The 26,453-nt window shown below is 63.4% G+C and carries 25 protein-coding genes; 8 read left to right on the top strand and 17 right to left on the bottom strand.

Annotated features, from left to right (window positions below; all coding sequences use genetic code 11):
* Nucleotides 1-70 precede the first annotated feature (70 nt).
* The 8 genes from secF to pdxT all read right to left on the bottom strand — a co-directional run bounded on the left by secF (nucleotide 71) and on the right by pdxT (nucleotide 7,278).
* Complete coding sequence (gene secF / locus ACIQTZ_RS03250) at nucleotides 71-1,069, bottom strand: protein translocase subunit SecF (RefSeq protein ID WP_400331930.1); 999 nt, start codon at nucleotides 1,067-1,069, stop codon at nucleotides 71-73.
* Nucleotides 1,069-2,820 carry a protein translocase subunit SecD gene (secD, locus tag ACIQTZ_RS03245; RefSeq protein ID WP_400331927.1) on the bottom strand — a complete coding sequence of 584 codons (1,752 nt, stop codon included), beginning with the start codon at nucleotides 2,818-2,820 and terminating at the stop codon, nucleotides 1,069-1,071. The genes secF and secD overlap by 1 nt, the downstream gene beginning before the upstream one ends.
* A gap of 115 nt (nucleotides 2,821-2,935) precedes the next feature.
* Nucleotides 2,936-3,319 (bottom strand): preprotein translocase subunit YajC, encoded by a 384-nt coding sequence (gene yajC / locus ACIQTZ_RS03240; RefSeq protein ID WP_402942898.1) that lies wholly within the window; start codon nucleotides 3,317-3,319, stop codon nucleotides 2,936-2,938.
* A gap of 102 nt (nucleotides 3,320-3,421) precedes the next feature.
* Nucleotides 3,422-4,498: a Holliday junction branch migration DNA helicase RuvB gene (gene ruvB, locus ACIQTZ_RS03235; RefSeq protein WP_400331920.1), complete on the bottom strand. Its 1,077-nt coding sequence runs from the start codon at nucleotides 4,496-4,498 to the stop codon at nucleotides 3,422-3,424.
* Nucleotides 4,491-5,135, bottom strand: a complete 645-nt coding sequence (gene ruvA / locus ACIQTZ_RS03230) for a Holliday junction branch migration protein RuvA (protein ID WP_402942904.1) — start codon at nucleotides 5,133-5,135, stop codon at nucleotides 4,491-4,493. The genes ruvB and ruvA overlap by 8 nt, the downstream gene beginning before the upstream one ends.
* Nucleotides 5,136-5,196: 61 nt before the next feature.
* Entirely contained in the window at nucleotides 5,197-5,772 is a 576-nt protein-coding gene (gene ruvC, locus ACIQTZ_RS03225) for a crossover junction endodeoxyribonuclease RuvC (RefSeq protein WP_402942906.1), read from the bottom strand.
* A 45-nt stretch (nucleotides 5,773-5,817) separates the two neighbouring features.
* Nucleotides 5,818-6,573, bottom strand: coding sequence for a YebC/PmpR family DNA-binding transcriptional regulator (locus ACIQTZ_RS03220; protein ID WP_402977473.1), 756 nt, complete (start codon nucleotides 6,571-6,573; stop codon nucleotides 5,818-5,820).
* A gap of 3 nt (nucleotides 6,574-6,576) precedes the next feature.
* On the bottom strand, nucleotides 6,577-7,278 hold the full coding sequence (gene pdxT / locus ACIQTZ_RS03215; protein ID WP_402942912.1) for a pyridoxal 5'-phosphate synthase glutaminase subunit PdxT: 702 nt from the start codon (nucleotides 7,276-7,278) through the stop codon (nucleotides 6,577-6,579).
* 80 nt (nucleotides 7,279-7,358) lie between these two features.
* On the opposite strand from pdxT, the gene ACIQTZ_RS03210 reads away from it, so the two are divergent.
* Both ACIQTZ_RS03210 and ACIQTZ_RS03205 read left to right on the top strand, forming a co-directional pair.
* Complete coding sequence (locus tag ACIQTZ_RS03210) at nucleotides 7,359-8,678, top strand: MurT ligase domain-containing protein (protein WP_402977470.1); 1,320 nt, start codon at nucleotides 7,359-7,361, stop codon at nucleotides 8,676-8,678.
* Nucleotides 8,675-9,433 (top strand): type 1 glutamine amidotransferase, encoded by a 759-nt coding sequence (locus ACIQTZ_RS03205; protein ID WP_402977468.1) that lies wholly within the window; start codon nucleotides 8,675-8,677, stop codon nucleotides 9,431-9,433. Before ACIQTZ_RS03210 ends, ACIQTZ_RS03205 begins: the two co-directional genes overlap by 4 nt.
* Before the next feature lie 3 nt (nucleotides 9,434-9,436).
* Here ACIQTZ_RS03205 and ACIQTZ_RS03200 read toward each other — a convergent pair whose 3' ends face one another.
* Nucleotides 9,437-10,693 carry a CapA family protein gene (locus ACIQTZ_RS03200; RefSeq protein WP_402977465.1) on the bottom strand — a complete coding sequence of 419 codons (1,257 nt, stop codon included), beginning with the start codon at nucleotides 10,691-10,693 and terminating at the stop codon, nucleotides 9,437-9,439.
* 73 nt (nucleotides 10,694-10,766) lie between these two features.
* On the opposite strand from ACIQTZ_RS03200, the gene ACIQTZ_RS03195 reads away from it, so the two are divergent.
* Entirely contained in the window at nucleotides 10,767-12,785 is a 2,019-nt protein-coding gene (locus ACIQTZ_RS03195) for a M3 family metallopeptidase (RefSeq protein WP_402977462.1), read from the top strand.
* A gap of 57 nt (nucleotides 12,786-12,842) precedes the next feature.
* On the opposite strand, the gene pdxS is transcribed toward ACIQTZ_RS03195, so the two are convergent.
* The 7 genes from pdxS to ACIQTZ_RS03160 form a co-directional block, all read right to left on the bottom strand.
* Nucleotides 12,843-13,769, bottom strand: a complete 927-nt coding sequence (pdxS, locus tag ACIQTZ_RS03190; RefSeq protein WP_031215979.1) for a pyridoxal 5'-phosphate synthase lyase subunit PdxS — start codon at nucleotides 13,767-13,769, stop codon at nucleotides 12,843-12,845.
* Nucleotides 13,770-13,982: 213 nt separating this feature from the next.
* Nucleotides 13,983-14,609: a phosphatidylinositol phosphate synthase gene (gene pgsA / locus ACIQTZ_RS03185; RefSeq protein ID WP_402977459.1), complete on the bottom strand. Its 627-nt coding sequence runs from the start codon at nucleotides 14,607-14,609 to the stop codon at nucleotides 13,983-13,985.
* Complete coding sequence (locus ACIQTZ_RS03180) at nucleotides 14,602-15,192, bottom strand: HIT family protein (protein WP_402977456.1); 591 nt, start codon at nucleotides 15,190-15,192, stop codon at nucleotides 14,602-14,604. The genes pgsA and ACIQTZ_RS03180 overlap by 8 nt, the downstream gene beginning before the upstream one ends.
* Nucleotides 15,193-15,210: 18 nt before the next feature.
* On the bottom strand, nucleotides 15,211-17,220 hold the full coding sequence (gene thrS, locus ACIQTZ_RS03175; RefSeq protein WP_402977453.1) for a threonine--tRNA ligase: 2,010 nt from the start codon (nucleotides 17,218-17,220) through the stop codon (nucleotides 15,211-15,213).
* Nucleotides 17,221-17,351: 131 nt separating this feature from the next.
* Nucleotides 17,352-20,864 carry a DNA polymerase III subunit alpha gene (locus ACIQTZ_RS03170; protein WP_402977450.1) on the bottom strand — a complete coding sequence of 1,171 codons (3,513 nt, stop codon included), beginning with the start codon at nucleotides 20,862-20,864 and terminating at the stop codon, nucleotides 17,352-17,354.
* 3 nt (nucleotides 20,865-20,867) lie between these two features.
* Complete coding sequence (locus tag ACIQTZ_RS03165; protein ID WP_402977447.1) at nucleotides 20,868-21,209, bottom strand: DUF6504 family protein; 342 nt, start codon at nucleotides 21,207-21,209, stop codon at nucleotides 20,868-20,870.
* A gap of 78 nt (nucleotides 21,210-21,287) precedes the next feature.
* On the bottom strand, nucleotides 21,288-22,343 hold the full coding sequence (locus ACIQTZ_RS03160; RefSeq protein WP_402977444.1) for an FAD-dependent monooxygenase: 1,056 nt from the start codon (nucleotides 22,341-22,343) through the stop codon (nucleotides 21,288-21,290).
* 58 nt (nucleotides 22,344-22,401) lie between these two features.
* Between ACIQTZ_RS03160 and ACIQTZ_RS03155 the strand changes: the two genes are divergently transcribed.
* Together ACIQTZ_RS03155 and ACIQTZ_RS03150 are read left to right on the top strand one after the other, a co-directional pair.
* The gene (locus ACIQTZ_RS03155; protein WP_402977441.1) at nucleotides 22,402-22,941 is read left to right on the top strand and encodes a TetR/AcrR family transcriptional regulator; all 540 of its coding nucleotides are present in this window, start codon (nucleotides 22,402-22,404) and stop codon (nucleotides 22,939-22,941) included.
* Nucleotides 22,942-22,986: 45 nt separating this feature from the next.
* On the top strand, nucleotides 22,987-23,376 hold the full coding sequence (locus ACIQTZ_RS03150; protein ID WP_400331882.1) for a hypothetical protein: 390 nt from the start codon (nucleotides 22,987-22,989) through the stop codon (nucleotides 23,374-23,376).
* Here ACIQTZ_RS03150 and ACIQTZ_RS03145 read toward each other — a convergent pair whose 3' ends face one another.
* Nucleotides 23,377-24,123, bottom strand: coding sequence for an SOS response-associated peptidase (locus ACIQTZ_RS03145; protein WP_400332608.1), 747 nt, complete (start codon nucleotides 24,121-24,123; stop codon nucleotides 23,377-23,379).
* Nucleotides 24,124-24,293: 170 nt separating this feature from the next.
* Between ACIQTZ_RS03145 and ACIQTZ_RS03140 the strand changes: the two genes are divergently transcribed.
* From ACIQTZ_RS03140 to ACIQTZ_RS03130, 3 genes are all read left to right on the top strand, one after another.
* On the top strand, nucleotides 24,294-24,551 hold the full coding sequence (locus ACIQTZ_RS03140; protein WP_397321604.1) for a mycoredoxin: 258 nt from the start codon (nucleotides 24,294-24,296) through the stop codon (nucleotides 24,549-24,551).
* A gap of 143 nt (nucleotides 24,552-24,694) precedes the next feature.
* Nucleotides 24,695-25,780 (top strand): S-(hydroxymethyl)mycothiol dehydrogenase, encoded by a 1,086-nt coding sequence (locus ACIQTZ_RS03135; protein WP_402977438.1) that lies wholly within the window; start codon nucleotides 24,695-24,697, stop codon nucleotides 25,778-25,780.
* Nucleotides 25,777-26,448, top strand: coding sequence for an MBL fold metallo-hydrolase (locus tag ACIQTZ_RS03130; protein ID WP_402977435.1), 672 nt, complete (start codon nucleotides 25,777-25,779; stop codon nucleotides 26,446-26,448). The genes ACIQTZ_RS03135 and ACIQTZ_RS03130 overlap by 4 nt, the downstream gene beginning before the upstream one ends.
* The last annotated feature ends 5 nt before the right edge of the window (nucleotides 26,449-26,453 follow it).

Raw genomic sequence — 26,453 nt, 5'->3', positions numbered from 1 at the left:
TGGACCGGCAAGTCAAAGAGCCGGGCGCCTGCGCTGAAGCAGGTGCCCGGCTCTTCCGGTGAAAGAGTTCCTAGGCGCTGGGAACAGCGGCCTCGGTACGGCGGTGGGAGACCTTCTTGGCTTGCTTGACGAGCTCCGGCTCGCCTTGGCGCAGCCACGCGTACAGAGGCGCAGCAATGAAGATCGTGGCGGCAGTTCCGATCAGGATACCCACGAACAGGGCCAACGAGAGGTCCCGCAGGGTGCCCGCGCCAAGAAGTCCGGCACCGATGAACAGGATCGCAGCAACCGGAAGAACGGCCACCATCATGGTGTTGATGGAACGGACCAGGGTTTGGTTGACCGCGAGGTTTACCTCTTCGGCGAAAGTCCGGCGGGAAGAGGTCGCGATGTCCGACGTGTTCTCACGGATCTTGTCGAAGACCACCACCGTGTCATACAGCGAGTAGCTAAGGACGGTCAGGAAGCCGATGATGGCCGACGGCGTGACTTCGAAATCGCTCAGGGCGTACACGCCCGCTGTGGTGAACATCGTGACGAGCATGCCCACCAGGGCGGACAGGGACATCTTCCAGGTCCTGAAGTACAGGGCCATGAGGACGGCAGCCAGTCCAACGAAGACCACCAGGCCGATCAGCGCCTGCCGGGTGACATCCTGGCCCCAGGTGGGACCAACGAAGTTGGAGGTGACCTCATTCTCGGTCACGCCGTAGGCGCTGGTGAGGCCATCCTTGATGCGGTTGGTTTCGTCGTCAGTCAGCTGGTCCGTCTGGATGCGCATGGTGTTGCCGGCGACGTTCGCCACACGCGGCACGGCGCCCGCGACGACGTCGTGGACAGCCTTCTCGCCCAGGGCGGCATCGGTGGTCTTCACGTTGGAAACCGTGAACTCCGAACCGCCGCGGAATTCGATCCCGAGGTTGAAGCCTCCCTTGAGAACGGGAATCAGGATCGAAAGGACCACTGCGACAGCCGCGATGGTGAACCAGATCTTCTTGGAGTCGACAAAGTTGTACGAACGTTTGCCGGTGTAGAGCTCATAGCCGAAGGTTGCGAAGCTCGTCTTCATTACTTCTCCTCCTTGGTGCCGTTCGAGGTGCCGGTGAGCTGGCCCTTCTCGGCAAGGCGCCGTTCGGCGATGGTCATGCGGCGTTCAGCTTCGGCTGTGGCACCCGCATTCCGGGCGCGGACGTTGACCGGCTTGTCGGCGGGCGTCCGGAGACGGCCTGCGCCACGGTACAGGGGTACTGCTCCCAGCCGGTCAGGAGACAAGCCGGAGAAGCGGTGCCCTTCTCCGAAGAACTTGGTACGCGCCAAGGCCTGCAGCGTGGGGTGGGTGAACATGAAGACCACGATGAGGTCGGCCACGGCCGTGAGGCCCAAGGTAAAGGCAAAGCCACGGACGTTGCCGACGGCCACGAAGTAGAGGACCAAGGCGGCGAGGAGGTTGACGGCCTTCGATGCCAGGACGGTGCGCTTGGCGCGCTTCCAACCGTTCTCGACGGCGGAGACCAGGCCGCGGCCTTCACGGAGCTCGTCGCGGATTCGTTCGAAGTAGACGATGAAGGAGTCAGCCGTCTGGCCGATGGCGACGATCAAACCGGCCACACCGGCCAAGGACAGACGGTAGTTCTCGGTCCAGCCCAGGATGGCGATGGCCAGGTAGGTCAGCGCACCAGCCACAACCAACGATGCCACCGTTACCAGACCGAGAGCGCGGTACTGGAACAGCGAGTAGACAACCACCAAGGCAAGGCCAATCAGGCCCGCCAACAGGCCAAGGCGAAGCTGGTCCCCACCGAGGGTGGCCGAGATCTGTTCCTGCGACTGGATCTCGAAGCTGATGGGCAGTGCGCCGTAGCGGAGCTGGTCGGAGAGGGCCTTGGCTGTGGCCTGGGTGAAGTTTCCGGTGATCTGCGGACGGCCATCGGTGATGACGGCCAGGGCGCGTGGAGCCGAGATGACTTTGTCGTCCAGGACAATGGCGAACTGCGACTTGGGGTCGTCACTGCCTTGGGCCTGCGCGGCAACGTAGTACTGGTTGAGGCGTTCGGTAACCTGCTTGAACTTCTCCGTGGCGTCACCGTTGAAGACGATGTTCACGCCCCAGGAGTTGGTCACCGTTCCCTGTGCACCCTGGACCTGGGAGAACGTGGAATCGGCGATGTCCTGGCCCTTGACCTCCACCGGTCCGAGGATGTACTTGATGGCGGGCGTCTTGTCCGTCGCGGCCTCGCACGTCACCAGGGGCTTCGCGGGGTCCGAACGGTCGCGCTTCTCCGTTGAAGGATTGACGCAGTCCAGGGCCTCGAATTCCTTCTGGACCTCGGGGGTGACCCAGTTCGGATCGCTCGCGTTGGTCGGCTCGGCGGTCGGCTTGTTCAGCTGGTCGTCCGGAGTGCGGGATTCGGCGGGGACCGCAGCAGGATCGCCGTAGGTGATGACGGGGCGGAAGTTCATGTCCGCCGAGGCCTGGATGAGGTCGCGGGTTTCCTTGGACGGCGTACCCGGCAGGCTGACCACGACGTTGCGGCCTGACTGCGTGCTGATTTCGGCTTCGGCAACACCGGAGCCGTCAACGCGCTGGCGGATGATCGCGACAGCCTGGTTGAGTTGCTCCTCATTGATATCGCTGGCCCCCTCCACCTTGGGCGCCAGGATCATCTGGGTTCCACCCTCAAGGTCCAAGGCGAGTTTGGGAGCCCAGCTGGCGTGGCCAGTCAGGACACCGCCACCGAGGACGGCGGTCAGTACAACGAAAATTGCTCCAAGCCAGGTCAGCACCCTGCGGGCTGAGTTTTTGGGGCCGGTCCGTGCCATTAATCGATCTTCCTGTTATCGCCGGACAGCCGCCGGCCGACGCTGGTAAGCGTCCGCCGGCGGCTTTCCGCTGCCTTAGAAGTTAACGTGCGCGGTGTTACCGCGACTGACAGTGCTAATTGTCCTTCTTGTCCTCTTTGTTGAGGCGCGCGATGGTTTCTTCGGGCGTCTCAGTTGCAGCCGGGCCTTCAGTCTCGGCGACAGTGAGGGAAGAAGCGTCGTCCGGCACAACCGGAGCTTCCTCTTCGGGCTTGTCCACCACCTTGGTGACAGCCTGGCGGTGGACCGTGGCCTCGTTGCCCGGGGAGAGCTCGATGACAACTTTGTTCTCGGCCTCGTCTATGGACACGATGCGGCCAAACAGGCCAAAGCTGGTCATGACGTCAACACCCGGCGCAAACTTCGACTGCATCTCAGCCTGCTGCTGCTGGGTCTTCTTGTTGCGGCGGAACATCATGAAGACAAAGAGGCCAAGCATGACGAACAGCAATATGGTCATTGGATCCACAGGGAAGTTCCGTTCTGTACTTACGTTTTGTTCACGGCAACGTCCTGTGCCGAGCGTCATACCAGTCTAGAGGGAAATTCTGAACGGGGCGTGTTAACCGAGGGTGTCTACGCTCTCAGCGTTGTTTTCGTCCTCGTCAAACAGTGCCAGCTGTTCCTGGCCGAAGACCCCGGCAGGCACCGCATATCCCAAGTGCGTCCAGGCCGCTGCCATGGCGATGCGGCCACGCGGCGTGCGGCCCATCAGCCCTTCCCTGACCAAGTACGGCTCGGCAACGGTTTCCACCGTCTCCGGCTCTTCTCCGACGGCGATGGCCAGTGTGGACAACCCCACGGGCCCACCGTTGAATTTGGTGATCAGGGCTTCCAGGACCGAGCGGTCCAACCGGTCCAGACCTCGCACGTCCACCTCGTACATGTCCAGGGCCGCCGCGGCCGAGCGGGCGTCGATCTGCTCAATGCCGTGTACCAGCGCCCAGTCCCGGACACGCCGGAGCAGGCGGTTGGCAATACGGGGCGTTCCCCGGGACCGGCCGGCAATCTCGGTGAACCCTGCAGAGTTGACCTTCAAATCCAGCAAGCCGGCCGAACGTCGCAGGACCAACTCAAGCTCGGACACCGAATAGAACTCCAGGTGTCCGGTAAAACCAAACCGGTCGCGGAGCGGGCCGGGCAATAGGCCCGCACGGGTAGTGGCACCCACCAGGGTGAACGGCGGCAATTCCAGCGGGATGGCTGTGGCACCCGCTCCCTTGCCCACTACGATGTCCACGCGGAAGTCTTCCATGGCCATGTAAAGCATTTCCTCGGCAGGCCGGGACATGCGGTGGATCTCGTCGAGGAACAACACTTCCCCCTCGGACAACGAGGAGAGGATGGCCGCAAGGTCACCGGCATGCTGGATGGCCGGGCCGCTGCTGATGCGAAGGGGTGCATTCATTTCTGCGGCAATGATCATGGCCAGGGTGGTTTTGCCAAGGCCAGGAGGGCCGGAGAGCAGCACGTGGTCAGCGCTCCTCCCACGCATGCGGGAAGCTTCCAGCACCAGCGACAACTGCTTCCGGACCCGGTGCTGGCCCACGAAATCGTGCAGGTTCTTGGGCCGGAGCGCGGCTTCAATGACCCGCTCCTCCGGTTCCTCTCCCCCGGCTACGAGGGATTGCTCAGCCACGGCTGCCTACGCGGTTGCCCGCACGGGCGCCGTCCTGCCCCAGCCAACGCAGCGTGGCGCGGAGGATCTGGGCAACGTTGCCGGAGTCCACCAATTCGGGAGAGTCGGCCATGGCTTTGTCGATGCTTCCTGTGGCGTCCTTCTCCGACCAGCCCAGGCTGGTCATGGCTGCAACCACCTGGGGCTTCCATTCGGCACTGATTTGCACGGCGGGGGTGCTTGACGTTCCTGTTCCGTGCGGGACGAGCTTTCCTGCCAACTCCAGGACCAGGCGGCCGGCAACCTTCGGGCCGATGCCCGGCACCTTGGTGAAGGCCTTGGTGTCACCGGTGTGGGCGGCTACCCGGATGGCTTCGGGCTCGTGGACGGCCAGCACGGCCAGCGCCAGCCGGGGACCGATGCCGCTGACGCCCAGGAGGACATCGAAAACCTCACGTTCATCTTCGTCAGCGAATCCGAACAGGGTCAGGGAGTCCTCCCTGACGATCATGGACGTGAAGAGCTTGGCTTCATCGCCCACCTTGAGGTGGCTCAACGTCTGGGGCGTGGCGTAGACGCTCATGCCGGCACCGTTGAGGTCGATCACTGCGGTGGACAAGCCAACGTGGGCAACCGTTCCACGAAGAAAACTGATCAAGACCCGGCTCCTGTAGTTATCCGAACATATCTACGAATAGCCTAGCAAGCGCCGCCGGCTTTTACCGACCACGCCGCGCCTTGGCTTCGGCTTCCGCCCACGCCCGCTGGGCTGGAGTCAGCGACGACTGGCCCTTGGCGGAAGCCGTCCCCATGGTCCCACCTGCCCGCCAGGCGTGGGTCAGGGCGAGGGCCAAAGCATCGGCGGCGTCCGCGGGCTTGGGTGGGGCATCCAAGCGAAGGATCTTGGTGACCAGCTTCGTCACGGCCTCTTTGTTGGCGCTGCCACTGCCGGTGACGGCCGCTTTCACTTCCGACGGCGTATGCAGGGCCACCGGAATGTCCCGCCGGGCTGCGGCGGCAATGACGACGCCTGACGCCTGCGCCACGCCCATGACCGTGCTGACGTTCATCTGTGAGAACACCCGCTCCACCGCCACCACATCGGGTTCATGCAGGTCCAACCACTCATCGATGGCCTGGGCGATCACCAGTAAACGCCGGTCAAGCGTCAGTTCGGCTGAGGTTCCTACCACCCCCACTGCCACCATGGTTGCCCGTCGGTTCCGCTCGATGTCCACCACGCCGATGCCGCAACGGGTAAGGCCCGGATCGACTCCCAATACGCGAAGAGTCAAGTCCGGGCCTTCCTGTCAGTGGTGGATGTGTTGCGTTGCCCCGGCCTAGTCGGCGTCGAGGGCTGCCTGCACTTCCTCGCTGAAGTCGGCGTTGCTGTAGACGTTCTGGACATCGTCCAGGTCCTCGAGCGCGTCAACCAGCTTCATGAACTTCTTGGCACCGTCGACGTCCAGGTCCACCTGCATGGACGGGACAAACTCGGCTTCGTCCGAGTCGTAATCGATCCCGGCATCCTTCAAGGCATCACGGATGGCCTGGAGGTCCGAGGGCTCGGAGTGGATTTCCCAGTTCTCGCCGCTGTCCTTGACTTCTTCGGCGCCTGCTTCAAGGACCGCCATGAGGATGTCGTCTTCGCTCAGGCCATTCTTCGGCAGGACCACCACGCCCTTGCGGGTGAAGAGGTAGCTGACGGATCCGGGGTCGGCAATGGTGCCGCCGTTGCGGGAGATCGCGAGCCGGACTTCGGAAGCGGCGCGGTTCTTGTTGTCGGTCAGACATTCGATGAGCACGGCAGAGCCCTGCGGTCCGCGTGCCTCGTACATGATCTCGGTGTAGTCAACCACTTCACCGGTGAGGCCGGCACCACGCTTGATGGCGCGGTCGATGTTGTCGTTGGGAACGGAGGTCTTCTTCGCCTTGGTAACGGCAAGTTCCAGGCCGGGGTTGCCGGCGAGGTCCGGTCCGCCCATCCGGGCAGCAACTTCGATGTTCTTGATCAGCTTGGCGAACGACTTTGCACGCCGCGCGTCAATGACGGCTTTCTTGTGCTTGGTGGTCGCCCATTTGGAGTGGCCTGACATGCTTTACGCTTCTCCTCTGATCATTCGAATAAAGAGTTCATGCACGCGCTTCTCGCCCGTCACTTCCGGATGGAAGGAGGTTGCCAACAGGTGGCCGGAGCGCACTGCAACAATTCTAGCCAATCCATGCAAAGTGGCCGTGTGGCTTGCATGGTCGGGATCCACCTGGGCCAATACTTCGACGTCCGGACCCACGCGCTCGACCCACGGTCCGCGGATGAAGACGGCATGCACAGGATCGACGCCGGACTCCCCAGCGCTGAAGTCGAGCCCCTTGAAGTCGAGGTCCGTTTCGAAGGACTCCCGCTGCCTGCCGAAGGCATTGCGGCGCACGGTAATGTCCAGGCCACCGAAGGTCTGCTGCGGGTTCCCCTCCATGTCGGTGGCCGGATCGGCGATCTCGTCTGCCAACAGGATCATTCCGGCACAGGACCCATAGACGGGAAGGCCGTCGGCAATGCGTTTGCGCAGCGGATCCGCAACCTCGAAGATCCGGGCCAGCTTGTCGATCGCCGTGGACTCCCCACCGGGAATGATGAGGCCGTCGATGTCATCGAGTTCGGCCGGACGGCGGACGCCGATGCCCGTAGCACCCGCGGCTTCCACCGCATGGATGTGTTCACGGAAGTCGCCTTGGAGAGCCAGCACGCCGATCCGGAGTCCTGCACCCACGCGTGATGAAGCGTCGGAAAGGGAATTGGTCATTCGACCATCATAGTGGCCCGGACACCGGGACCACGTCCAGGGACCGGGCTTCATGCACCAACTGGGATATATTACAGAGCATGTTTTCCTTCAGCGTCCCCCTCGGCAAAGTGGTCCGTGGACTGTCCCGGCTTCGCGGCGGAGGCTCAGCTTTTCCCGGCCTGGTGGTCGAGAAAATCGACCCCGGTTTCATGCAGCGGACCTTGGCTTCCTTGCCGCACGGCGTTGCCGTGGTCACCGGGACCAACGGCAAGACAACCACCACCAAGATGGTGGTGGAACTCCTTGAAAGCCAGGGCCTGAAGGTCTTCACCAACCGCAGCGGAAGCAACTTCACCCGCGGCGTGGCCGCGTCGCTGCTGGGCGACGTCGATTGGCGCGGAAAGCTCGACGCCGACGTGGCCGTCCTGGAACTGGATGAGGCACATGCTGTCCATTTCGTGAACAAGGTCTCGCCGCGCTTCAGCCTCCTGCTCAATGTCCTCCGTGACCAGTTGGACCGCTTTGGCGAGATCGACAAGACTGCCCGGCTCTTGGAACACATCGCCCTCAAGACCACGGATACAGTCGTCCTGAACCGCGAAGACCCACGCGTGGCACGCATCGCCCAAGCCATCCACAGCCCCGACGCGGTCCTCCACCCGGCCATCCGCTATTTCGGCCTGGACGAGTCCCTCCGAAGCACCTTTCCCAACGATGACGACATGCGGACCGCCACCGGTACCACTTCCCCGGGGACATCAGCCGCAGGTGACGCTCCCGCCGCCCCGGCGGCCGACGTCGTACTCCGCCGGGTGGGTGCCGACGACGCTGACTTTGAGTTCGACGGCGAAACCGTCACCACCCGGATGAAGCTGCGCGGCGTGTACAACATCTTCAACGCCGCCGCGGCGCTGTCCCTTGCCCGGGCCATCCTTGGCGCGGGCGAAGTGGACACCCCGAAGCTCGTCAAGGCCCTGGGTGAGGTGGCTCCGGCCTTCGGCCGCGGCGAAAGCCTCACGGTGGACGGCCAGCCCCTGGAACTGGTGCTCGTCAAGAACCCCAGCGGCTTCCGCCTCGGGCTCAAGTCGTTCCCCGCGGGCGGCTACGCCACCATGATCGCCATCAATGACAACTACGCCGACGGCAGGGACATGTCCTGGCTCTGGGACGTGGAGTTCGAATCCTTGCGCGGGAACGGCGTGGAAGTCCTCACGGGTGTCCGGGCCTACGACATGGCCCTTCGCCTGCAGTACGACGAGGTGCCTTTCGGCGCCGTCGAAACCGATATCACAGCAGCGCTGCGGACGTTCATCGACGGATCGCGCGGCAAGCCCAAGCGCATCTTCTGCACTTACACCGCCATGCTCGCCATCCGCCGCGAACTGGCCAAAATCACCATTGTTGAGGTGGTCTCATGACGTCGGAAACCAAAGAGTCCCAGGAAAGCCAACCGGGCAAGGGTACGTTGCGGGTCCTGCAGCTGTATCCCAAGGAGATGAACATCTACGGGGACTGGGGAAACGCCCTGGTGCTGCAGCAGCGCATCAAGTGGCACGGTTACACGCCGGAACTGCTGGAGTACAACGTGGGCGATGACTTCCCGGAGGATATCGACATCATTGTGGGCGGCGGAGGCCAGGACAGCGGCCAGGTGGTCATCCAGGATGACCTCCAGGCACGGGCCGACGTCCTGCGGGGACTGGCTGACGACGGCGCCCCCATGCTGGTGATCTGCGGCCTTTACCAACTGTTCGGGAAGTTCTTCAAAACCAGCGCAGGCCCGGTGATTCCCGGCATCGGCATCCTGGACGTCGAAACACACGGCACCAATGAGCGTCTGATCGGCAACGTCGCCCTGAAATCCGCGGAGTTCGGCGAGGTCCTGGGCTACGAGAACCACAGTGGACAGACCACGCTGGGTCCCGGCGTCGCCCCGCTGGGCACCGTGACGAAAGGCGCCGGCAACAACAGTAAGGACGGCCATGAGGGCGCCCGCTACCGCAACGTAGTGGCCAGCTACCTCCACGGCTCGCTGCTGCCGAAGAACCCGGCGATTGCGGACTTCCTGATCAAGACGGCCGCGGAGCGGAAGTTCGGCAGTTTTGTTCCGGGAATGCCCGACGACGACTACGCCCGCCTCGCGCGCGAACACGCCGCACGCCGGCCGCGGTAGCGGCTACTTCTCCTTGGTGATGAGGAGTTCGTGGGCACCGGCCGCTGCCGCGCCCATGGACTCCACCACTGCTTGCGTTCGCTGATGCGTCTCCGCGTCTGCCACTGGTGAGGCGCAAACACCCTGCGGAGCGTCACTGGCCACGGAGCACCAGCGGTAGGGATCGCGGACAATCACGGATGGCGCCCAGGCAAGGTCCGAGACACTCCATGCGCCGGCGTCATTCTGGCTGAATTGTGCGCGCACCAGCAGGCCCTCGTTGTTGACGACGTACCACGGCGACAATTCCGTAATACCGTTACCCAGCCCATAGACGATCCAGGTGCCCTTGTAGTTTTCAATGGGCAGCACCGAATGGGTGTGATGGCCGTAGACCATGGTGAACTGGCCGCTGTCCACCAGCGCATGGGCCACATCCTGCTGCTGGGCATTGGGCTCGCTCGCGTACTCGTCGCCCGCGTGCATGACGCCCAGGACAATGTCCGCCCCTTGGGCGCGCGCCTGGGTTGCTTTGGCGATCATGACGGCCGGATCCAGTTCGTCCACCAGCCAGGGATACTCCGGAATCTGTCCGTTGTGGCCGTACGTCCCGGCGATCACGGCAATGGTTGCCGCCGGCGTCTTGAGCATGAGGATTTCCTTGGACGCCGCCTCCGTGCGGTAGGACCCGGTGTGTTTCAGCCCGGCGGCGTCGAGGGCATCCAGGGTACGGAGCAGGCCATCCGTGCCGCGGTCGATGGTGTGGTTGCTGGCCGTGGTGCATGCCAGGTAGCCGATGTCCTTGGACGCGGCGATGATCTGGGGTGGCACGTTGAAGGACGGGTAGGCCGAGAAGGGGCCTTCCGGGTTGGCCACGGGAGTCTCCTGGTGGCAGATGGCGAGATCGCTGGCGGATACATACTTCCGTTGCCCCTCGAGGAGTGGAACAAAGGTGTAACCGGGCTGGCCGGCAGCCGCGGCATCTGCCCGCGCCTGCTGCCAGAGCTGGGTATGGACCAGCATGTCGCCGGTGACCGTTACGGAGGTGCAGCGGAGGGTTGGACACGCCGGCCCCTTGCCGTGGGTGGGGACGGGCGTCGGGGTGGGACTCGGTGTGGCCGTGACGGGCGGCTCCGCCGCACTGCTCGTGTTCCTGGAGTCATTCTCGGCGATGACCCCGCAGCCGTTGAGCAAGGCAAGGAGGGCGCTGGCTGTCAGCAGCCAAGCCAGCTTTGGGACGGAGGCGCGAGCGGTCAATGTGACTTTCCCCATACCGGCCATCCTACGGCCACGGCTGCCACCGATCGGGCGCGGCGCCCTTGAGGACACGAACTTCAAATGAAAGAGTCATTTCATGACCAGCCCGAATCCCCTTCTCAGCCCGAGCCCGCTTCCCTTCGGATTGCCACCTTTTGCTGACATCACCGTCCAACACTACGCGGAAGCCGTGGAAGCCGGACTCGACCAACACCTCCAGGAAATTGCCGCGATCGCAGACAATCCGGGGCCGGCAACGTTCGACAACACGGTCCTTGCCATGGAACGTTCCGGCCAAGTGCTCAACCGGGCCACGGCCGCCTTCTTTACGTTGGTATCGGCCGATGCCACCGATGCCATCCGGGATCTTGAAACCGACCTCTCCCCCAAAATCTCCGCCCACCAGGACGCCGTGTTCCTCAACCGAAACCTCCATGAACGGTTCGCGGCAGTGGATGTATCCGGACTGGACGCAGAATCGGCGCGCTTGGTGGAGGAATATCTCAAGGAGTTCCGCCAGTCAGGCATCCAGTTGGACGCCACGGCGCAGGAACGATTGAAGGAGATCAACGCCGAACTCTCCCGGCTGGGCACAGGGTTTGGCCAACGGACCAAGGAAGCCATGAAGTCCGCCGCCCTGCTCGTGGACGATGTCAGTGACCTGGCGGGCTTGCCATCCAGCGACATTGCCGGCGCTGCTGAAGCAGCGGCGGCAGCAGGCCACGAGGGCAAGTACCTTCTCACGCTCATCCAGCCCAGCAACCAGCCGGCCCTGGCGTCTCTCGAGAACCGCACCGTCCGCCGTCGGCTCTTTGAAGCATCCTTGGCCCGCGGCACATCAGATGATTCCCTGGACGTGCGTGACCTTATTCTCCAGACCGTGCGTCTGCGGGCCGAGAAGGCACGCCTCCTGGGCTTTGCCAACTATGCCGAACTGGTGATCGACCAACAAACCGCTCCCTCGTTCCAAGCCGTCCAGGCCATGATGGGGCGATTGGCGCCGGCGGCCGTCCGCAACGCCCAAGGGGAGGCGACGGCCTTGGCTGAGCTGGCCGGGCATGAACTGCAGCCCTGGGACTGGGCTTTCTACTCGGCCCGCGTCCGTAAGGAAAAGTACCAGGTGGATGAGCAAGCCATCCGCCCCTACTTCACGTTGGAATCGGTCCTTTCCGAAGGCGTCTTTCATGCCGCAACCGCCCTTTACGGCATCACCTTCCACGAAAGGCCGGACCTGGACGGCTACCACCCCGACGTGCGCGTCTGGGAAGTCCGCAACGAAGACGGGAGCAGGCTGGGACTCTTCCTGGGCGACTACTTCACCCGGGAGACCAAACGGGGCGGCGCGTGGATGAACTCCCTGGTGGAGCAGTCCCATCTTCTGGGCACGCAGGCTGTGGTGATCAACAACCTCAACATCACCAAACCGGCGCCCGGTGAACCCGCGCTGCTGTCGCTGGACGAGGTCCGGACGGTGTTCCACGAGTTCGGGCACGCGCTTCACGGGCTGTTCTCCGACGTCACGTATCCGCGGTTTTCCGGAACCTCGGTTCCGAGGGACTTCGTGGAGTACCCGTCACAGGTCAATGAAATGTGGATCATGTGGCCGGAAGTCCTGGCAAACTACGCCCGCCACCACCAGACCGGCGAACCGTTGCCCGCAAACATCGTCCGGAAACTCAACGACTCCCAGCTGTGGGGCGAAGGCTTCGCAACCACCGAGTATCTTGGCGCGGCTTTGCTCGACGTGGCCTGGCACGTCCTCTCGGAGGCCGACGTGCCGGAGGACGTTATTGCCTTCGAAGCGAAGGCCCTGGCCGAGGCCGGAGTGGCCCACCCCTTGATTCCACCGCGGTACCGCAGCGGCTATTTCCAGCACATCTTCGCGGGCGCGGGCTACGCCGCCGGCTACTACTCCTACATCTGGAGCGAGATCCTGGACGCCGACACGGTGGAATGGTTCAAGGAAAACGGCGGCCTCACCCGCACCAATGGAGACGTTTTCAGGTCCGAACTCTTGTCCCGCGGGAACAGCAGGGACCCGCTGGAATCCTTTCGTGCCTTCCGCGGCCGCGACGCAGAACTGGAACCGCTGCTGAAGCGTCGGGGGCTGGATTAAACAACGACGCCGGACGGTTACCTCGGGAGGTGACCGTCCGGCGTCGTCGATCTGCTTTTACCAGCCGCGCTCGGCGAGGCGGTGGGGCTCAGGGATTTCGTCGACGTTGATGCCGACCATGGCTTCGCCGAGGCCGCGGGAGACCTTGGCGATCACGTCGGGGTCGTCGTGGAAGGTGGTGGCCTTGACCACGGCGGCAGCACGCTGGGCCGGGTTGCCGGACTTGAAGATGCCCGAACCCACGAACACGCCGTCGGCGCCGAGCTGCATCATCATCGCAGCGTCAGCCGGGGTCGCGATGCCACCGGCGGTGAACAGCACCACCGGGAGCTTGCCCGTGGCGGCAACTTCCTTGACGAGTTCGTACGGGGCCTGCAGTTCCTTGGCCGCGACGTACAGTTCGTCCTCGGGCAGGGAGGAGAGCTTGGCGATCTCGGCGCGGATCTTGCGCATGTGCCCGGTCGCGTTGGAGACATCGCCGGTGCCGGCCTCGCCCTTGGAACGGATCATCGCCGCACCCTCGTTGATGCGGCGCAGCGCCTCACCGAGGTTGGTGGCACCACAGACGAAGGGAACGGTGAAGTTCCACTTGTCGATGTGGTTGATGTAGTCCGCCGGGGTCAGGACCTCGGACTCGTCGATGTAGTCCACACCGAGGGACTGCAGGACCTGGGCTTCGACGAAGTGGCCGATACGGGCCTTGGCCATCACCGGGATGGACACCGCGGCGATGATCTGGTCGATCATGTCCGGATCGGACATGCGGGACACGCCGCCCTGGGCGCGGATATCGGCCGGGACGCGCTCGAGCGCCATCACGGCCACGGCACCGGCATCTTCGGCGATGCGGGCCTGCTCGACGTTGACGACGTCCATGATGACGCCGCCCTTGAGCATCTCCGCCATGCCCCGCTTGACGCGGTTGCTGCCCGTGACGCTGTTCGCGGACGAACCGGCTTCGTTGCTTACATCTGGAGTAGACACAAAAACCCCTATGGGTAGATAAACGACCTTTTGACCGGCGGCACGCACAGCACAGGACCGCATTCAGCGCACACCGGAGTTCAGGTCAAGGTGACCAAGTACTAGTAATACTAGTCGCAGTGGATGGGGTGGCTGTACTTGTATTACTGCCCCAAATCCCCATTTGGCCGGGCCCGGCAGGACACCTGCACAATCCGCCCGTCCCGACTCTGGTCAGATGCCAGTTCCCTTGGCCTCCGACAGGGCTTGCCGGTGGACCGTGGCCATCCTTTGGACGATGGTGATGACGCTCGCAATGGCAAGCAGGACCAGTGTTGCGAACAGAACCACCGGTGGCAGCCCAAGCCCCGTCAGTCCCGTCACGAGCAGAACGGAGGCCAGCCTCTCAGCCCGCTCAGCCAGGCCTACGCTGGCGTGGTACCCCAGGGACTCGGCCTTTGCCCGGGCATAGGAAACCACCATGCCCAGGACCAGGCAAACAACGGCGGCCGTGGCAATGGCGGGGTCTGCGCCCTTCGTGAAGAACCAGATGGTGATGCCGGCGAAGATCGCCCCGTCGGCCAGCCGGTCAAGGGTGGAATCGAGGAAATTGCCCCAGCCACCGCTTCGGCCCTGAAGCCGGGCCATGATCCCGTCCACCACGTCGGAAAAGGCAAAGGTGGCAACCACCACCGAACCCCACCAGAGGTACCCGAGCGGATACAGGACCAGGCCACCCAGGATGACTCCGGCGGTGCCAACAATCGTTACCGCGTCCGGTGAAACGCCCATCTTAAGGAGCCAGCGGGCAACGGGTGTGAAGAGGGAGGTAAAGAAGTCGCGTGCATGCCGGTTAAGCATTCGACTCCTCCGGCCAGGCTTCGGCCACCAGTTTCCGGACCTCGTCCAGTGTCTGGGTAATGGCCTTGGTCTGGGCGATGATGGGGAAGAAGTTCCCGTCCCCGCCCCAGCGCGGAACCACGTGCTGGTGCAGGTGCGCGGCAATTCCTGCGCCGCCGGTGACACCTTGGTTCATACCGAGGTTGAAGCCGCTGGGGTTGGAGACCTTCCGCAACACGCGCATGGCGGTCTGGGTGAGGTCCGCGAATTCTGCCGTCTCTTCCACGGTGATGTCGGTGTAGTCCGGCACGTGGCGGTAGGGGCAGATCAACAGGTGGCCCGGGTTGTAGGGGAAAAGGTTGAGCACCACGTAGCAGGTCCTGCCACGATGGACGATGAGCGACTCTTCGTCGGTGCGCGATGGCCCCACACAGAACGGGCAGTCGTCCTTGTTCTTGAACTGGTCCTGCCCGCCCTTGATGTAAGCCATGCGGTGAGGAGTCCACAGGCGCTGGAAGGCATCCGGGACACCAGCCAGGCCGAAGTCGTCGGTTACCTCGGCGTCGCCCGGAAAATCAGCTCCAGCGCCTGTGTTCTCCTGCACCGTTTCTTATCCGTTCCGTCAGTTCTCGCGGTTCTTGACGGCGTCAACGATCCTGCGGACCGCCTCGGCCACGGGCACGCCGTTGTCCTGGCTGCCATCGCGGAAGCGGAAGGAGACAGCACCGGCCTCGGCGTCTTCCCCGCCGGCAATCAGGACGAAGGGAATCTTGTCCTTGCTGGCCGTACGGATCTTCTTGGGGAAACGGTCCGAGGAAATATCCACTTCGGCGCGGATGCCCGCCGCTTTCAGCTGGTCAACGACGTCGAACATGTAGTCGTTGAAAGCCTCGGCCACCGGGATGCCCACCACCTGCACAGGAGCGAGCCAGGCCGGGAAGGCACCGGCGTAGTGCTCCGTCAGCACGCCCATGAAACGCTCCACGGAACCGAAGAGGGCGCGGTGGATCATCACGGGGCGCTGGCGGGTGCCGTCTGCGGCCTGGTATTCAAGCTCGAAACGCTCGGGCAGGTTGAAGTCCAACTGGATGGTGGACATCTGCCAGGTCCGGCCCAAGGCATCCTTGGCCTGCACGGAGATCTTGGGGCCATAGAAGGCAGCTCCACCCGGATCCGGAACCAGTTCCAGGCCGGAGGCTTCAGCCACCTCGGCCAGGGTGCGGGTCGCTTCTTCCCAGGTTGCGTCGTCCCCTACGAACTTTTCCTCATTCTTGGTGGAGAGTTCCAGGTAGAAGTCGTCCAAGCCGTAGTCCTTGAGGAGGCCCAGCACGAAGTTCAGCGTGGTGGTCAGCTCGTCCTTCATCTGCTCACGGGTGCAGTAGATGTGGGCATCGTCCTGTGTCATGCCCCGGACACGGGTGAGTCCGTGGACCACACCCGACTTCTCGTAGCGGTACACGGAACCGAATTCGAACAACCGGAGCGGCAGTTCGCGGTACGAGCGTCCACGCGAGCGGAAGATCAGGTTGTGCATAGGGCAGTTCATCGGCTTCAGGTAGTAGTCCTGCGCCGGCTTGCGCACGCTGCCGTCCTCGTTGAGTTCGGCGTCGATCTGCATCGCCGGGAACATGCCGTCCTTGTACCAGTCAAGGTGGCCGGAAACCTCGTAGAGGTGTCCCTTGGTGATGTGCGGGGTGTAGACGAACTCATAGCCGGCGTCCACGTGGCGCTGGCGGGAGTAGTCCTCCATGGCCTTGCGGATGATGCCGCCCTTGGGATGGAAGACCGGAAGGCCCGAACCGAGTTCGTCCGGGAAGGAGAACAGGTCCAGCTCAACGCCCAGCTTGCGGTGGTCGCGTCGCTCAGCCTCGGCGATGCGTTCCTGGTACGCCTTGAGGGCTTCCTTGGTGGGCCAGGCCGTTCCATAGATCCGCTGGAGCTGCTGGTTGTTCTGGTTGCCCAGCCAGTAGGCGGAGGACGAACGGGTCAGCGCAAAGGCGTTGGAGATGATCTTGGTGTTCGGCAGGTGTGGGCCGCGGCAAAGATCGCACCACACGCTGTCGCCGCTCTTGCGGTCCACATTGTCGTAAATGGTGATGTCGCCGGCGCCGACCTCCACGTTGACTCCTTCGGCGGAATCTGCGGCGTCGTTCTTCTTGCCCAGCAGTTCGAGCTTGTAGGGCTCGTTGGCCATGGCTTCGCGGGCTTCTTCTTCGGTAACGACGCGGCGGACGAACTTCTGGTTCTGGTTGATGATCTTCTGCATCATCTTTTCCAGCTGGCGCAGGTCTTCCGGGGTAAACGGCTCAGCGACGTCGAAATCGAAGTAGAAACCGTCGGTGATGTAAGGACCAATGCCAAGCTTGGCGTCCGGGCGCAGCTGCTGTACGGCCTGTGCCATGACGTGGGCGGTGGAGTGGCGGAGGACGTTGAGTCCGTCCGGCGATTCGATGGTGACGCCCTCGACGTTCGCACCGTCTGCGAGGGGCTGGTCAAGGTCCTTGAGCACACTGTCAACACGGGCAACAACAACATCGCGGCGCTCGAAGAAGAGTTCCGCGCCGGTAGTCCCCTCCGTCACCTTGGTCTCTTCGCCATCGACGATGAGGGTGATCTGTTGGGCATCTGACACGGGTGTCTCCTATTCATAGTGAAGGCTTCATAGCTTGTGGCGTACGGGGACCACAGCCAGCCACCGTCAATCGTATCCGCAACGCATGGAGGCGGCCAAAGCAGCGCGCCGGGTCTGGATGTGGCTGCGGATCAGCTCCCCAGTCCCGTAATGGCAAGGTTCCGGCTGATGCCGTCCAGGGGACCTGCATGCACCAATTCGGACGGAATGACGACGCCGGCAGGCAGGATTTCGGGGTAGGGCAATGTTTCGGGGCGGCTGAGGTCCCAGGCCTTGCTGGCACTGAGGCTGATGCCCTTGGGTCCCGTCCTCCGCGTTGTCCCCCGGATCAGCAAGAGCCTGGTGCCGAACAGGAGCGGACCCGATTCTTCCTGGGCTTCGTGGAAGAAGACGCTGTCCACACACCCCGTACCGTCGTCGATGCTGATGAAGACCACCCTTCGCCCACCCCGCATGGGCGGGGTTTGGGTAGCAACCCGCACCCCGGCAACCAGGACTTCGGATCCGTTGCGGAGGCCCAGGAGCTTATCTGCTGTGGTAACCCCCAGTTTGTCCAGCAGGGGCCGGTGGCTTTCCATGAGGTGCTCGCTGACGTCCACCGCCATCAGGTCCAGTTCCGCCCGCACCCTATCCACAGTGGAAGGTTCAGGGTGTTCCGGCACCAGGTTGCGTAGTTCCACGTCTCCGATCGGGAGGGACAACTGGCCGTCAATGACATCCACGGTCTTCCTGGCGGGAGCCGCCTGCAGCGACTGGAGGTGCTGCACCAGGTCGGCGCGGTTTGCCGTGCTGCCCGAATCCTTGTGGAGATGGTCAAACGCGCCCAACTGGGCAAGCCTCTTGATGTTGGGCTTGCTGACCCTTGCCCGCGCCCGAAGATCGGCGAGGGAGTCGAAGGGTTGTCCGGCAACGATCCTCTTCAGCTCCGCCCCGGACAATCCATAAATTCCGGTCAGGCTGAGCCGGATGCCCAGTTTGCCGGCGTCCGCGCCTTCCTGGATCCGTTCCACGCGGTACTCAGCCTGGCTCCGGTTGATGTCCAACGGGAGGATGGGAATGCCCAGTCGGCGCGCCTCGGCAACCAACAGGCGCTTGGGATACATCCCGGGATCGTGTTCCCACAACCCGGCCAGGAAAGCCTCGGGATGGTGCGCCTTCAACCAGGCCGACTGGTAGGTGGGCACAGCGAAGGCGGCGCCGTGCGCTTTGCAGAAACCGAAACTGCCAAAGGCCTTGAGGGTTCCCCACACCCTGTCAACCACGTCCGGCGGATATTTCCTGATGGCATGTTTCCTGAAGTAGGTTTCCACTCCGGGTTCCTGGATCTCATCTCCCAGGGCGCGCCGGAATTCGTCTGCGCGGGCCAGCCCGCATCCTGTCATCACGTCAAAGGTCTTCAGGATCTGCTCGTGGAAGACCGTGACGCCATGGGTTTCCTGCAATACGGGTTTCAGGTCGGCGTGGGGATAGATCTCGGGTGCGAACCCATGGCGGTGTTCAAGGAAGGGACGGACCATGTCCGATTTCATGGGTCCCGGCCGGAAGAGGGAGATATCGATGATGAGGTCGTTGAATTCGCGCGGTGCCATCTTGCCGATGAGCTCGCGCTGGCCTGGAGATTCGATCTGGAAGCAGCCCAGGGTATGCGTACTGCGGATGAGCTCGTAGGTGGGCTCGTCGTCGAAAGGCACGGCATTGAGGTCGATCCTGCCGTCCTCGGCGATGTAGGCCGGCCCCTCTCCCACCGGACCGACAGGGTGGTTGCCCGCCTCCACAACCGCCGCTTTGCCTGGGTGGAGCCGGATGACTTCACGGACGGCGAAAGCCATGGCACTTTGCATGCGGACGCCAAGGACATCGAGCTTGAGCATCCCCATGGGATCCATGTCGTGTTTGTCGAACTGGCTCATGGGCAGGCCCAGGCCGCTGGGCTGGACAGGTGTCCGGTCCAGGAGGGTGGCGTCCCCCAGGATCACACCGCAGGGATGCATGGAGATGTGGCGTGGCAAACGGTCCAGCCGCTCGGTAAGGTCCACCAGCAGGTCCAGTTGCTGATGGTCTTCGGGCGTCCCCCGCCCACGTCCTGATTCCACCCGTTCGGCGAACTCCCGGAGTTCGGGTTTCTCCACCATGGCTTCCCGGAACTTCCGGGCAGAAAACCGCCACAGCTGCTTGGCTATTTCGCCGATCTCGCCTTGGTCCATGCCAAGGGCCATCCCGGCGTCGCGGACAGCTCCCCTGGCCCGGTATCCGTTCTGCATGCTCATGAGGGTGACCCGTTCGGCGCCGAAGCGGTCAAAGATCTTCCGGTAGACGTTATGCCTTTCAGCGCTTTCCACGTCAATGTCGATATCCGGCAGCGTGGAACGGCGACCGGACAGGAACCGCTCGAAGATGAGGTCGTGGCGAAGGGGATCCACTTGGCTGATGTCGATCAGGTAATTGACCAGGCTGGAGGCTCCCGACCCACGGGCTGCCACCCGCACGCCCATCTCAAGGATCATCCTGGAGACCTCTGCCACGGTCAGGAAATAGGAAGCAAAGCCCAATCCGCCAATGATCTCCAGCTCATGGTCCAACCGCGAGCGCATGGTTTCGAAGGCCTTGCCACCAATCCCGGGAAATCGCCTGGTGATTCCCGCTTCGCAGCGTTGGGTCAGTTCCACCATGGGGTCCTGGGTGATGCCGATGATGGAGGCTTCGGGAACCACGGGCTTCTTCCATCCCATGTCCATCACGGGGTTCATCCGGCACTTGTCGGCGAGCGCTTCGGTGTTGTTCAGGAGTTTGTTGAGCTCGGCAGCGCTGTGCCCCGCGGCTCCCATGATTTCCTTGCCGAGCTGGTGCATGTGTTCTTTGCTCTTGAGCCACCCTTGTCCGGTGGGTTGCAGCAGCGGAGCTTCAGAGAGCTCAGGAAGTGACTTCAAGGACCTGGCGGCGTCCAGGACATCGGCGGTGGCGGCGCCGTCTTGTGCGCAGTAGCGGACGGCGTTGCTGAGGATTGCCGGGACGTTGTATTCCAGGGCGAGTTTGAGCATGCGGATGGCGTGGGCGGTGCTGAGGGGTTGGCCTGGTGGGCTGAGGTGGGAGACGATCTCCGCCACGATGGTGCCGGGCGGCATGGCGTCGATCCATTCCTTGAAGAGGGTCCTTGGCCGGAGGTATTTCCTTCCTCCCATCGCACGGCCAACATCGGAGTCGGGTCCGATCAAGACGGTAAGGACCGGTTTCAGGGTTGCGGGGTCGAGCGTCCTTGAGGCGAGCTCAGCCCTGGTCACGGCGACGGGTACCACACCTCCGGCTTTTCCCGAGGTGCGGGCATGGGCGTCGGAGACGAGACGGCAGAGGGCACGGTAACCGGCTCCGTTGGTGTTTCCGTGGGCAAGTACGACGACGCGGCCCGCGAGCTGGGTTCGGTGGTCGCCGTCATCGTCGAAGACGGCGAGGTCCACGCCGATGATGGGGTCGAGGCCGGCGTCCATGCATGCTTTGAGGTGTTTGACGGTGCCGTACAGTCCGTCGCGGTCAGTGCAGGCGAGCGCTGTGGCTCCGTCTGCTGCGGCAGTTTGTGCGAGTTCGTCCGGCCAGGAGACCCCGTAATGGGCGCTGAAGGCGGTGGAGACGTGCAGGTGTGTGAAGCTCAAGGTTCAGGCGGCTTCGTCTGGTTCCACGGCCTGGCTTGGTGCGGCATCGTGGATGCGAAGCAGCCTCCATCGGCCGCTTCCCAGATGCCGGACGAGGTCCAGGGTGATGGTTTTTGCTGTTGGCCCTGCGGTGTCTTCCTGGAGCTGGACGCGCCAGATTTCGTGATCAACCAGTCCCGCTCCAGTACCCAGCGGCGCGCGGCTTTCTTCAATCCACCATTGGCGCCGTTCGAACCACCGGACAGGTTCGGCGCATACGCAGTAGTCCCGGGTTTGCCATTGAATGCGCTGGGGTTGTCCGGTTTCTGCACAGGTGACAGTGACTGACTCGCTGAACAGCCCCATTTCCACGCTCCTCGTACCACTTTAGTATTCGAAGATATGTTCGAATAGTTCCAGTTTACGGCGACGGAGCCACAAATCCTACTCTGGAGTTTTTACCCTGCCCCGCCTGCTGGAAACGAGCTTGCCCACTTGCTTGAGCAAGCCGTCCCGCACTGGTTGCATGGTTTGTGCAAGGGCTACCCTGCCCATCAGCGAGGAAGCGAGGCGGAGCCGCTGGGTTTTGAGGACACGTGCCTTGTTGTATTCACGGAGCGCCTCTTCCCGGGGCAGCACGTTGAGCAGGCTTCCCAGGGTGACGGCATCAACCAGTGTTTCGCAGGCTCCCCGGCCCAGGTTGGGCGTCATGGCGTGGGCAGCGTCGCCCAGCAGCACCACATTGCCCCTGGCATAACCGGACAGTGGCGGTGCGGTCCAAATCCGCTGGGCGAGGCTTATGTCCGGCGTCGCCAGGGCAAGAACGCCCTGCACCGCCGTTGAGTGGCTGGAATAATGCTGCCGCGTGACTTCCAAGGCTTCTGCAACATCCACGCGTTCAGGGCCAAGGTCGGAGCGGAAGGAGGCATACCAATTAGTGCCCCCTTCCGCCGGTGCGACGCCGAAGATGTCCCCCCGGCCCCAGTACTCCCCTACGTCTTGGGTGGACGGACGCCCGGGCACCACGCCCCGGACTGCAATGAATGGCGTCGGCCTGGCAGAACTCTTCGCGCCCCACGCGGCCCTTCGCACCACGCTGTGGACCCCGTCCGCTCCTACCACCAGCCCCGCTGCTGGCGGGAGGTCCGCCACCCGATGCCGTTCGCGGCGGACTGATGATGGGACGGCTGAGTCCAGCAACCGCAGCAACGTGGGCCTGGTGACACCCACCAGCCCTCCACCTTCCATGGCGAGCATGGGGTGGCCGGAGGGTTCCCTGAGCGCTCCGGACTCAAGGACTGCGCCCGCGGCTTTGATGGCTTCAAGGAGTCCGAGTTCAGCCAAGGCCTTGCGGGCGCCCGGCCACATGGCCAAGGTTGTCCCTACGGTGGGGAGTTCGGGCCGCTGCTCATGGATGGTGACATCGAACCTGGCCGGGTCCAGGACTGCTGCGAGAGCGAGCCCCGCGATTCCGCCACCAATGATGTCGACTTTTTCCATTCCTCCACAGTACAACTACATTTGTAGTGGCAACAGTGGTTGAGGCTAAGCTTTCCCCATGCCGGACCGCCGAACCGAACTTGCCGACGCTGCCCTCGCAGTCGTGGCAGCGAAAGGCCTCAAGGGCCTCACGCACCGCGCCGTGGACGCGGAAGCGGGCGCCGCCGTCGGTACCACCTCCAACTATTTCCGCAATCGGGAGGCCTTGGTAACTGCCGCCTTGGACCGTGTTGAAGAGTTGGACTCCCGCCTGCTGCGGCAGCAAGCAAGAGGACAATTTCCGACGTCGGTCGCGGAGCTCGCTGAGCAACTCACCGGCGCGGTGCTGGCCTTGGCGAGGGAACATGCCGACCTCACCCGGGCAAGGTTCGCCTTTGCCTTGGACCGGCCGGAATCGGTCTCCGCGGGGCACGAGCGCATGTTGACCGGACTGGCGCAGATCCTGGAGGCACTCGGCGTCCCCGATTCACGAGTGCGGGCCGAGGCCGTTGCCGATTACAGCGACGGGCTTGCCCTGCACCTGTTGACCGCGCGCCAGGGGCAGGACATCGCACACTCGACGGTCGCAGCAAACGTCCGCCAACTCCTCGAAGGATGATTCCCGGGGGTGGACGCGGGCGGGTCCACAGAGCAGGATTGTGGCATGAGCACCCATGACGCACTCCTGAAGCAGGTCAGCATCACGGCCACGGACGACAACCTCGTGGCGCGTTTCGAAATCGACGGCAACATCCCCGGGTCCGGCGCCTACGTGGTTGGCCTGGTCGCTGCCAGCGAAGACTACTCATCCCAGCGCAGGCTCGGCATCGAATTCATGAACGGCGAAGCCATATCCTTCTATTCGTTCAACCACTCGTTGAGCACCGAGGAAAACTACGACATCAAGGGCGTCGAACACGACGGCAACGTCATCACCGGCAACTTTCCCGTTTCCGCCATCCACGGCCTGGCCAAAGGTCACCTCATGACTGCCTTCAGCGAAGCCGATGGCAGAGAGTTCCAATCCGGTGTGCCCGTCAGCGAATCCCTCTAGCTAGAAAAGGCCTTCCACCGGTTCAATCAGTTCCGGTGAGTTGTTGCGGACGTTGCCCACGGCCGCGCCAACGGCATCAAGGGTCCAATCAGCCGCGGCATCGTGCGCCCTGGACCGGACCATGTCCACCAGCCCCTCTGCGTCCTTCTCGCGCGGATTCAGCCAGGCCTCCATGGTTTCGGGGTCCATGGGCAGTGGAACACGGTCATGCAGCGCCGTCAGTTCATCGAACACGGACGCACTGCGCCGGGTCCGGGCAGATTCGGCCGTCGGTGTGTCGGCGGTGAGGATGGACATCGACAACAGCCACCGCGCGGGATCGTCATCCGGCAGGCTCTGATCCTTCCACCACTCATACAGTCCCGCGAACACCAAGCCGTGACCGCCACCCGGGTGGACGTAATAGGGCTGCTTGTTCTTTCCTTCGCCCTTCTTCCACTCGTAGTAGCCATCCGCAGGGACAGCACAACGCCTGGCAACCGCGGCTTTCCTGAAGGACGGCTTCTCGAGCAGGGTCTCGCTGCGGGCATTGATCAGCCGGGCACCACCCTTGGAGTCTTTGGCCCACGACGGGACCAAACCCCATTTTGCGATATGGAGCTGCCGCCTTGGAGCCTCGTCAACGAGCCGCTCCAGGACGATCGGCACGGCGTCGGTCGGGGCTACGTTCCACGACTTCTCCAGCGCAATCTCCTCCTCAAGTTCGGCGTCGAACTGCGCCAGGAGGTCTCCCACCGCACGGGCCATCACATAACGTCCACACATGCGAACAGTCTGCCCTGTCCCCGGCCAACCCACCAGCAAGGGGTATGTGACGTAATCCTGCTTCGCTGCCGGACGGGAATTTTTGGTCCCCGCGTTACCGTTGATAGCAACGAAAGCAACCCGTCGAAAGACCCCATACTCAGGAGAGCTCTGTGGATTTCACCCCCGACTCCGGCACCATCACCATGTTCTCGACCACCTGGTGCGGCTACTGCAACCGCTTGAAGAAGCAGCTCGACGCCAAGGGCATCGGGTACCAGGAGATCAACATCGAGGAAGTCGAAGGCACAGCCGAGCTCGTCGAGAAGCTCAACGGCGGCAACCGCACGGTGCCCACCGTCCTGTTCCCGGACGGCACCGCGGCCACCAACCCCTCGGCCTCCGAGGTGGAGAGCCGGCTGGCGGCCTAGGCAAGCCCAACAGCTCCGCCCGGAGGTACTCCCTTCATCCCCGGCGGACCGTCTGCCTCGTGTGATAGACAGAGTGGGAATCCGTTGCAGGCCTGGTGCCTGCAACGGAACCCGCTGTCAGCGAGCCCGAAGGGAACACCTCCATGGTCCATGCAGTCAAGGGCGTCGTCGTACGCTCCAAAGGCGCCCCCGCAACACTCGAAACCGTCCTGGTCCCCGAACCAGGCCCCGGCGAAGCCCTGGTGGACATCCTCACCAGCGGCGTCTGCCACACAGACCTCCACTACAAACTCGGCGGAATCAGCGACGATTTCCCGTTCCTCCTTGGCCACGAGGCCACCGGTGTGGTTAACGCCGTGGGACCCGACGTCACGGACATCGCTCCGGGCGACCGCGTGGTCCTGAACTGGCGTGCAGTATGCGGGAACTGCCGCGCATGCAACCGCGGCCAGGCGCAGTACTGCTTCAACACCCATAACGCCACCCAGAAAATGACCCTCGAAGACGGCACGGAACTCTCCCCCGCCTTGGGCATCGGCGCATTCATCGAGAAGACGCTCGTGGCCGCCGGACAGTGCACCAAGGTGGATCCCGAAGCCGATCCCGCCGCCGTAGGGCTGCTGGGCTGCGGCGTCATGGCAGGTTTGGGTGCCGCACTGAACACGGGCGGCGTTAAGCGTGGCGACTCGGTGGCCGTCATTGGCTGCGGCGGAGTGGGCGTGGCCGCGATCGCCGGCGCTGCCCTGGCCGGAGCCACCACCATCATCGCGGTGGACATTGACGCCAAGAAGCTCGAGCGGGCCAAGGAACTGGGTGCAACGCACACGGTGGATTCCTCCGCCGGTGATCCGGTCGAAGAAATCCGCACCCTGACCGGCGGCTTCGGCGCTGACGTGGTGATTGACGCCGTCGGACGTCCGGAAACCTACAAGCAGGCCTTCTACGCCCGCGACCTCGCCGGAACGGTTGTCCTGGTGGGCGTCCCCACCCCTGAGATGAAACTCGAACTTCCACTGTTGGACGTCTTCGGGCGCGGCGGATCCCTCAAGTCCTCCTGGTACGGCGACTGCCTGCCCTCCAGGGACTTCCCCATGCTCGTGGACCTCTACAAGCAGGGCAAGCTGGACCTCGATGCCTTCGTCACTGAACGCATCACCATCAACCAGGTTGAAGAAGCCTTCGACAAAATGCACCAAGGTGCCGTCCTCCGATCGGTGGTGGAACTGTGAGCCAGTCCAACAACGCACGTATTGACCGCGTCGTCACTTCAGGGACTTTCTCCCTGGACGGCGGAACCTGGGACGTGGACAACAACGTCTGGATCATCGGCGATGACACCGAGTGCATCGTCATCGACCCTGCCCATGACCCCCAGGCGATTGCCGACGCCGTCAGTGGACGCACCGTCAAAGCGATCCTCCTGACCCACGGCCACGACGACCACATCCGGTACGCGGGCGAATTCCGCGACCTGGTCAAGGCACCCGTCCACCTGCACAAGGAAGACTGGATGCTGTGGCACGCAGTGTTCCCGGACGCGGCCCCGGACCTGGGAATCGAGGATGGCGACGAGTTCACCGTGGGTGGTGCCACGCTGAAGGCGCTCCACACCCCCGGCCACTCCCCCGGATCGGTGTCCTTCCTGCTGCCTGCCGGATCCCCCGAAGCGGCGGGCGAAGGCAGTGTGGACACCGTGTTCAGCGGAGACACCCTGTTCCAAGGCGGCCCGGGAGCTACCGGCCGGTCCTACAGCGATTTCCCCACCATCATCGAATCCATCCGGACACGCCTTTTGACGCTCCCGGAAGACACCGTGGTCCTGACCGGCCACGGTGAGTCCACCAGCATCGGCGCGGAATCACCGCACCTGGACGAGTGGATCGCGCGCGGGCACTGACCCGT

Source organism: Paenarthrobacter sp. NPDC090520 (assembly GCF_044769205.1).
Lineage (GTDB): Bacteria > Actinomycetota > Actinomycetes > Actinomycetales > Micrococcaceae > Arthrobacter.
This window is presented reverse-complemented; position numbering and strand designations above follow the sequence as displayed.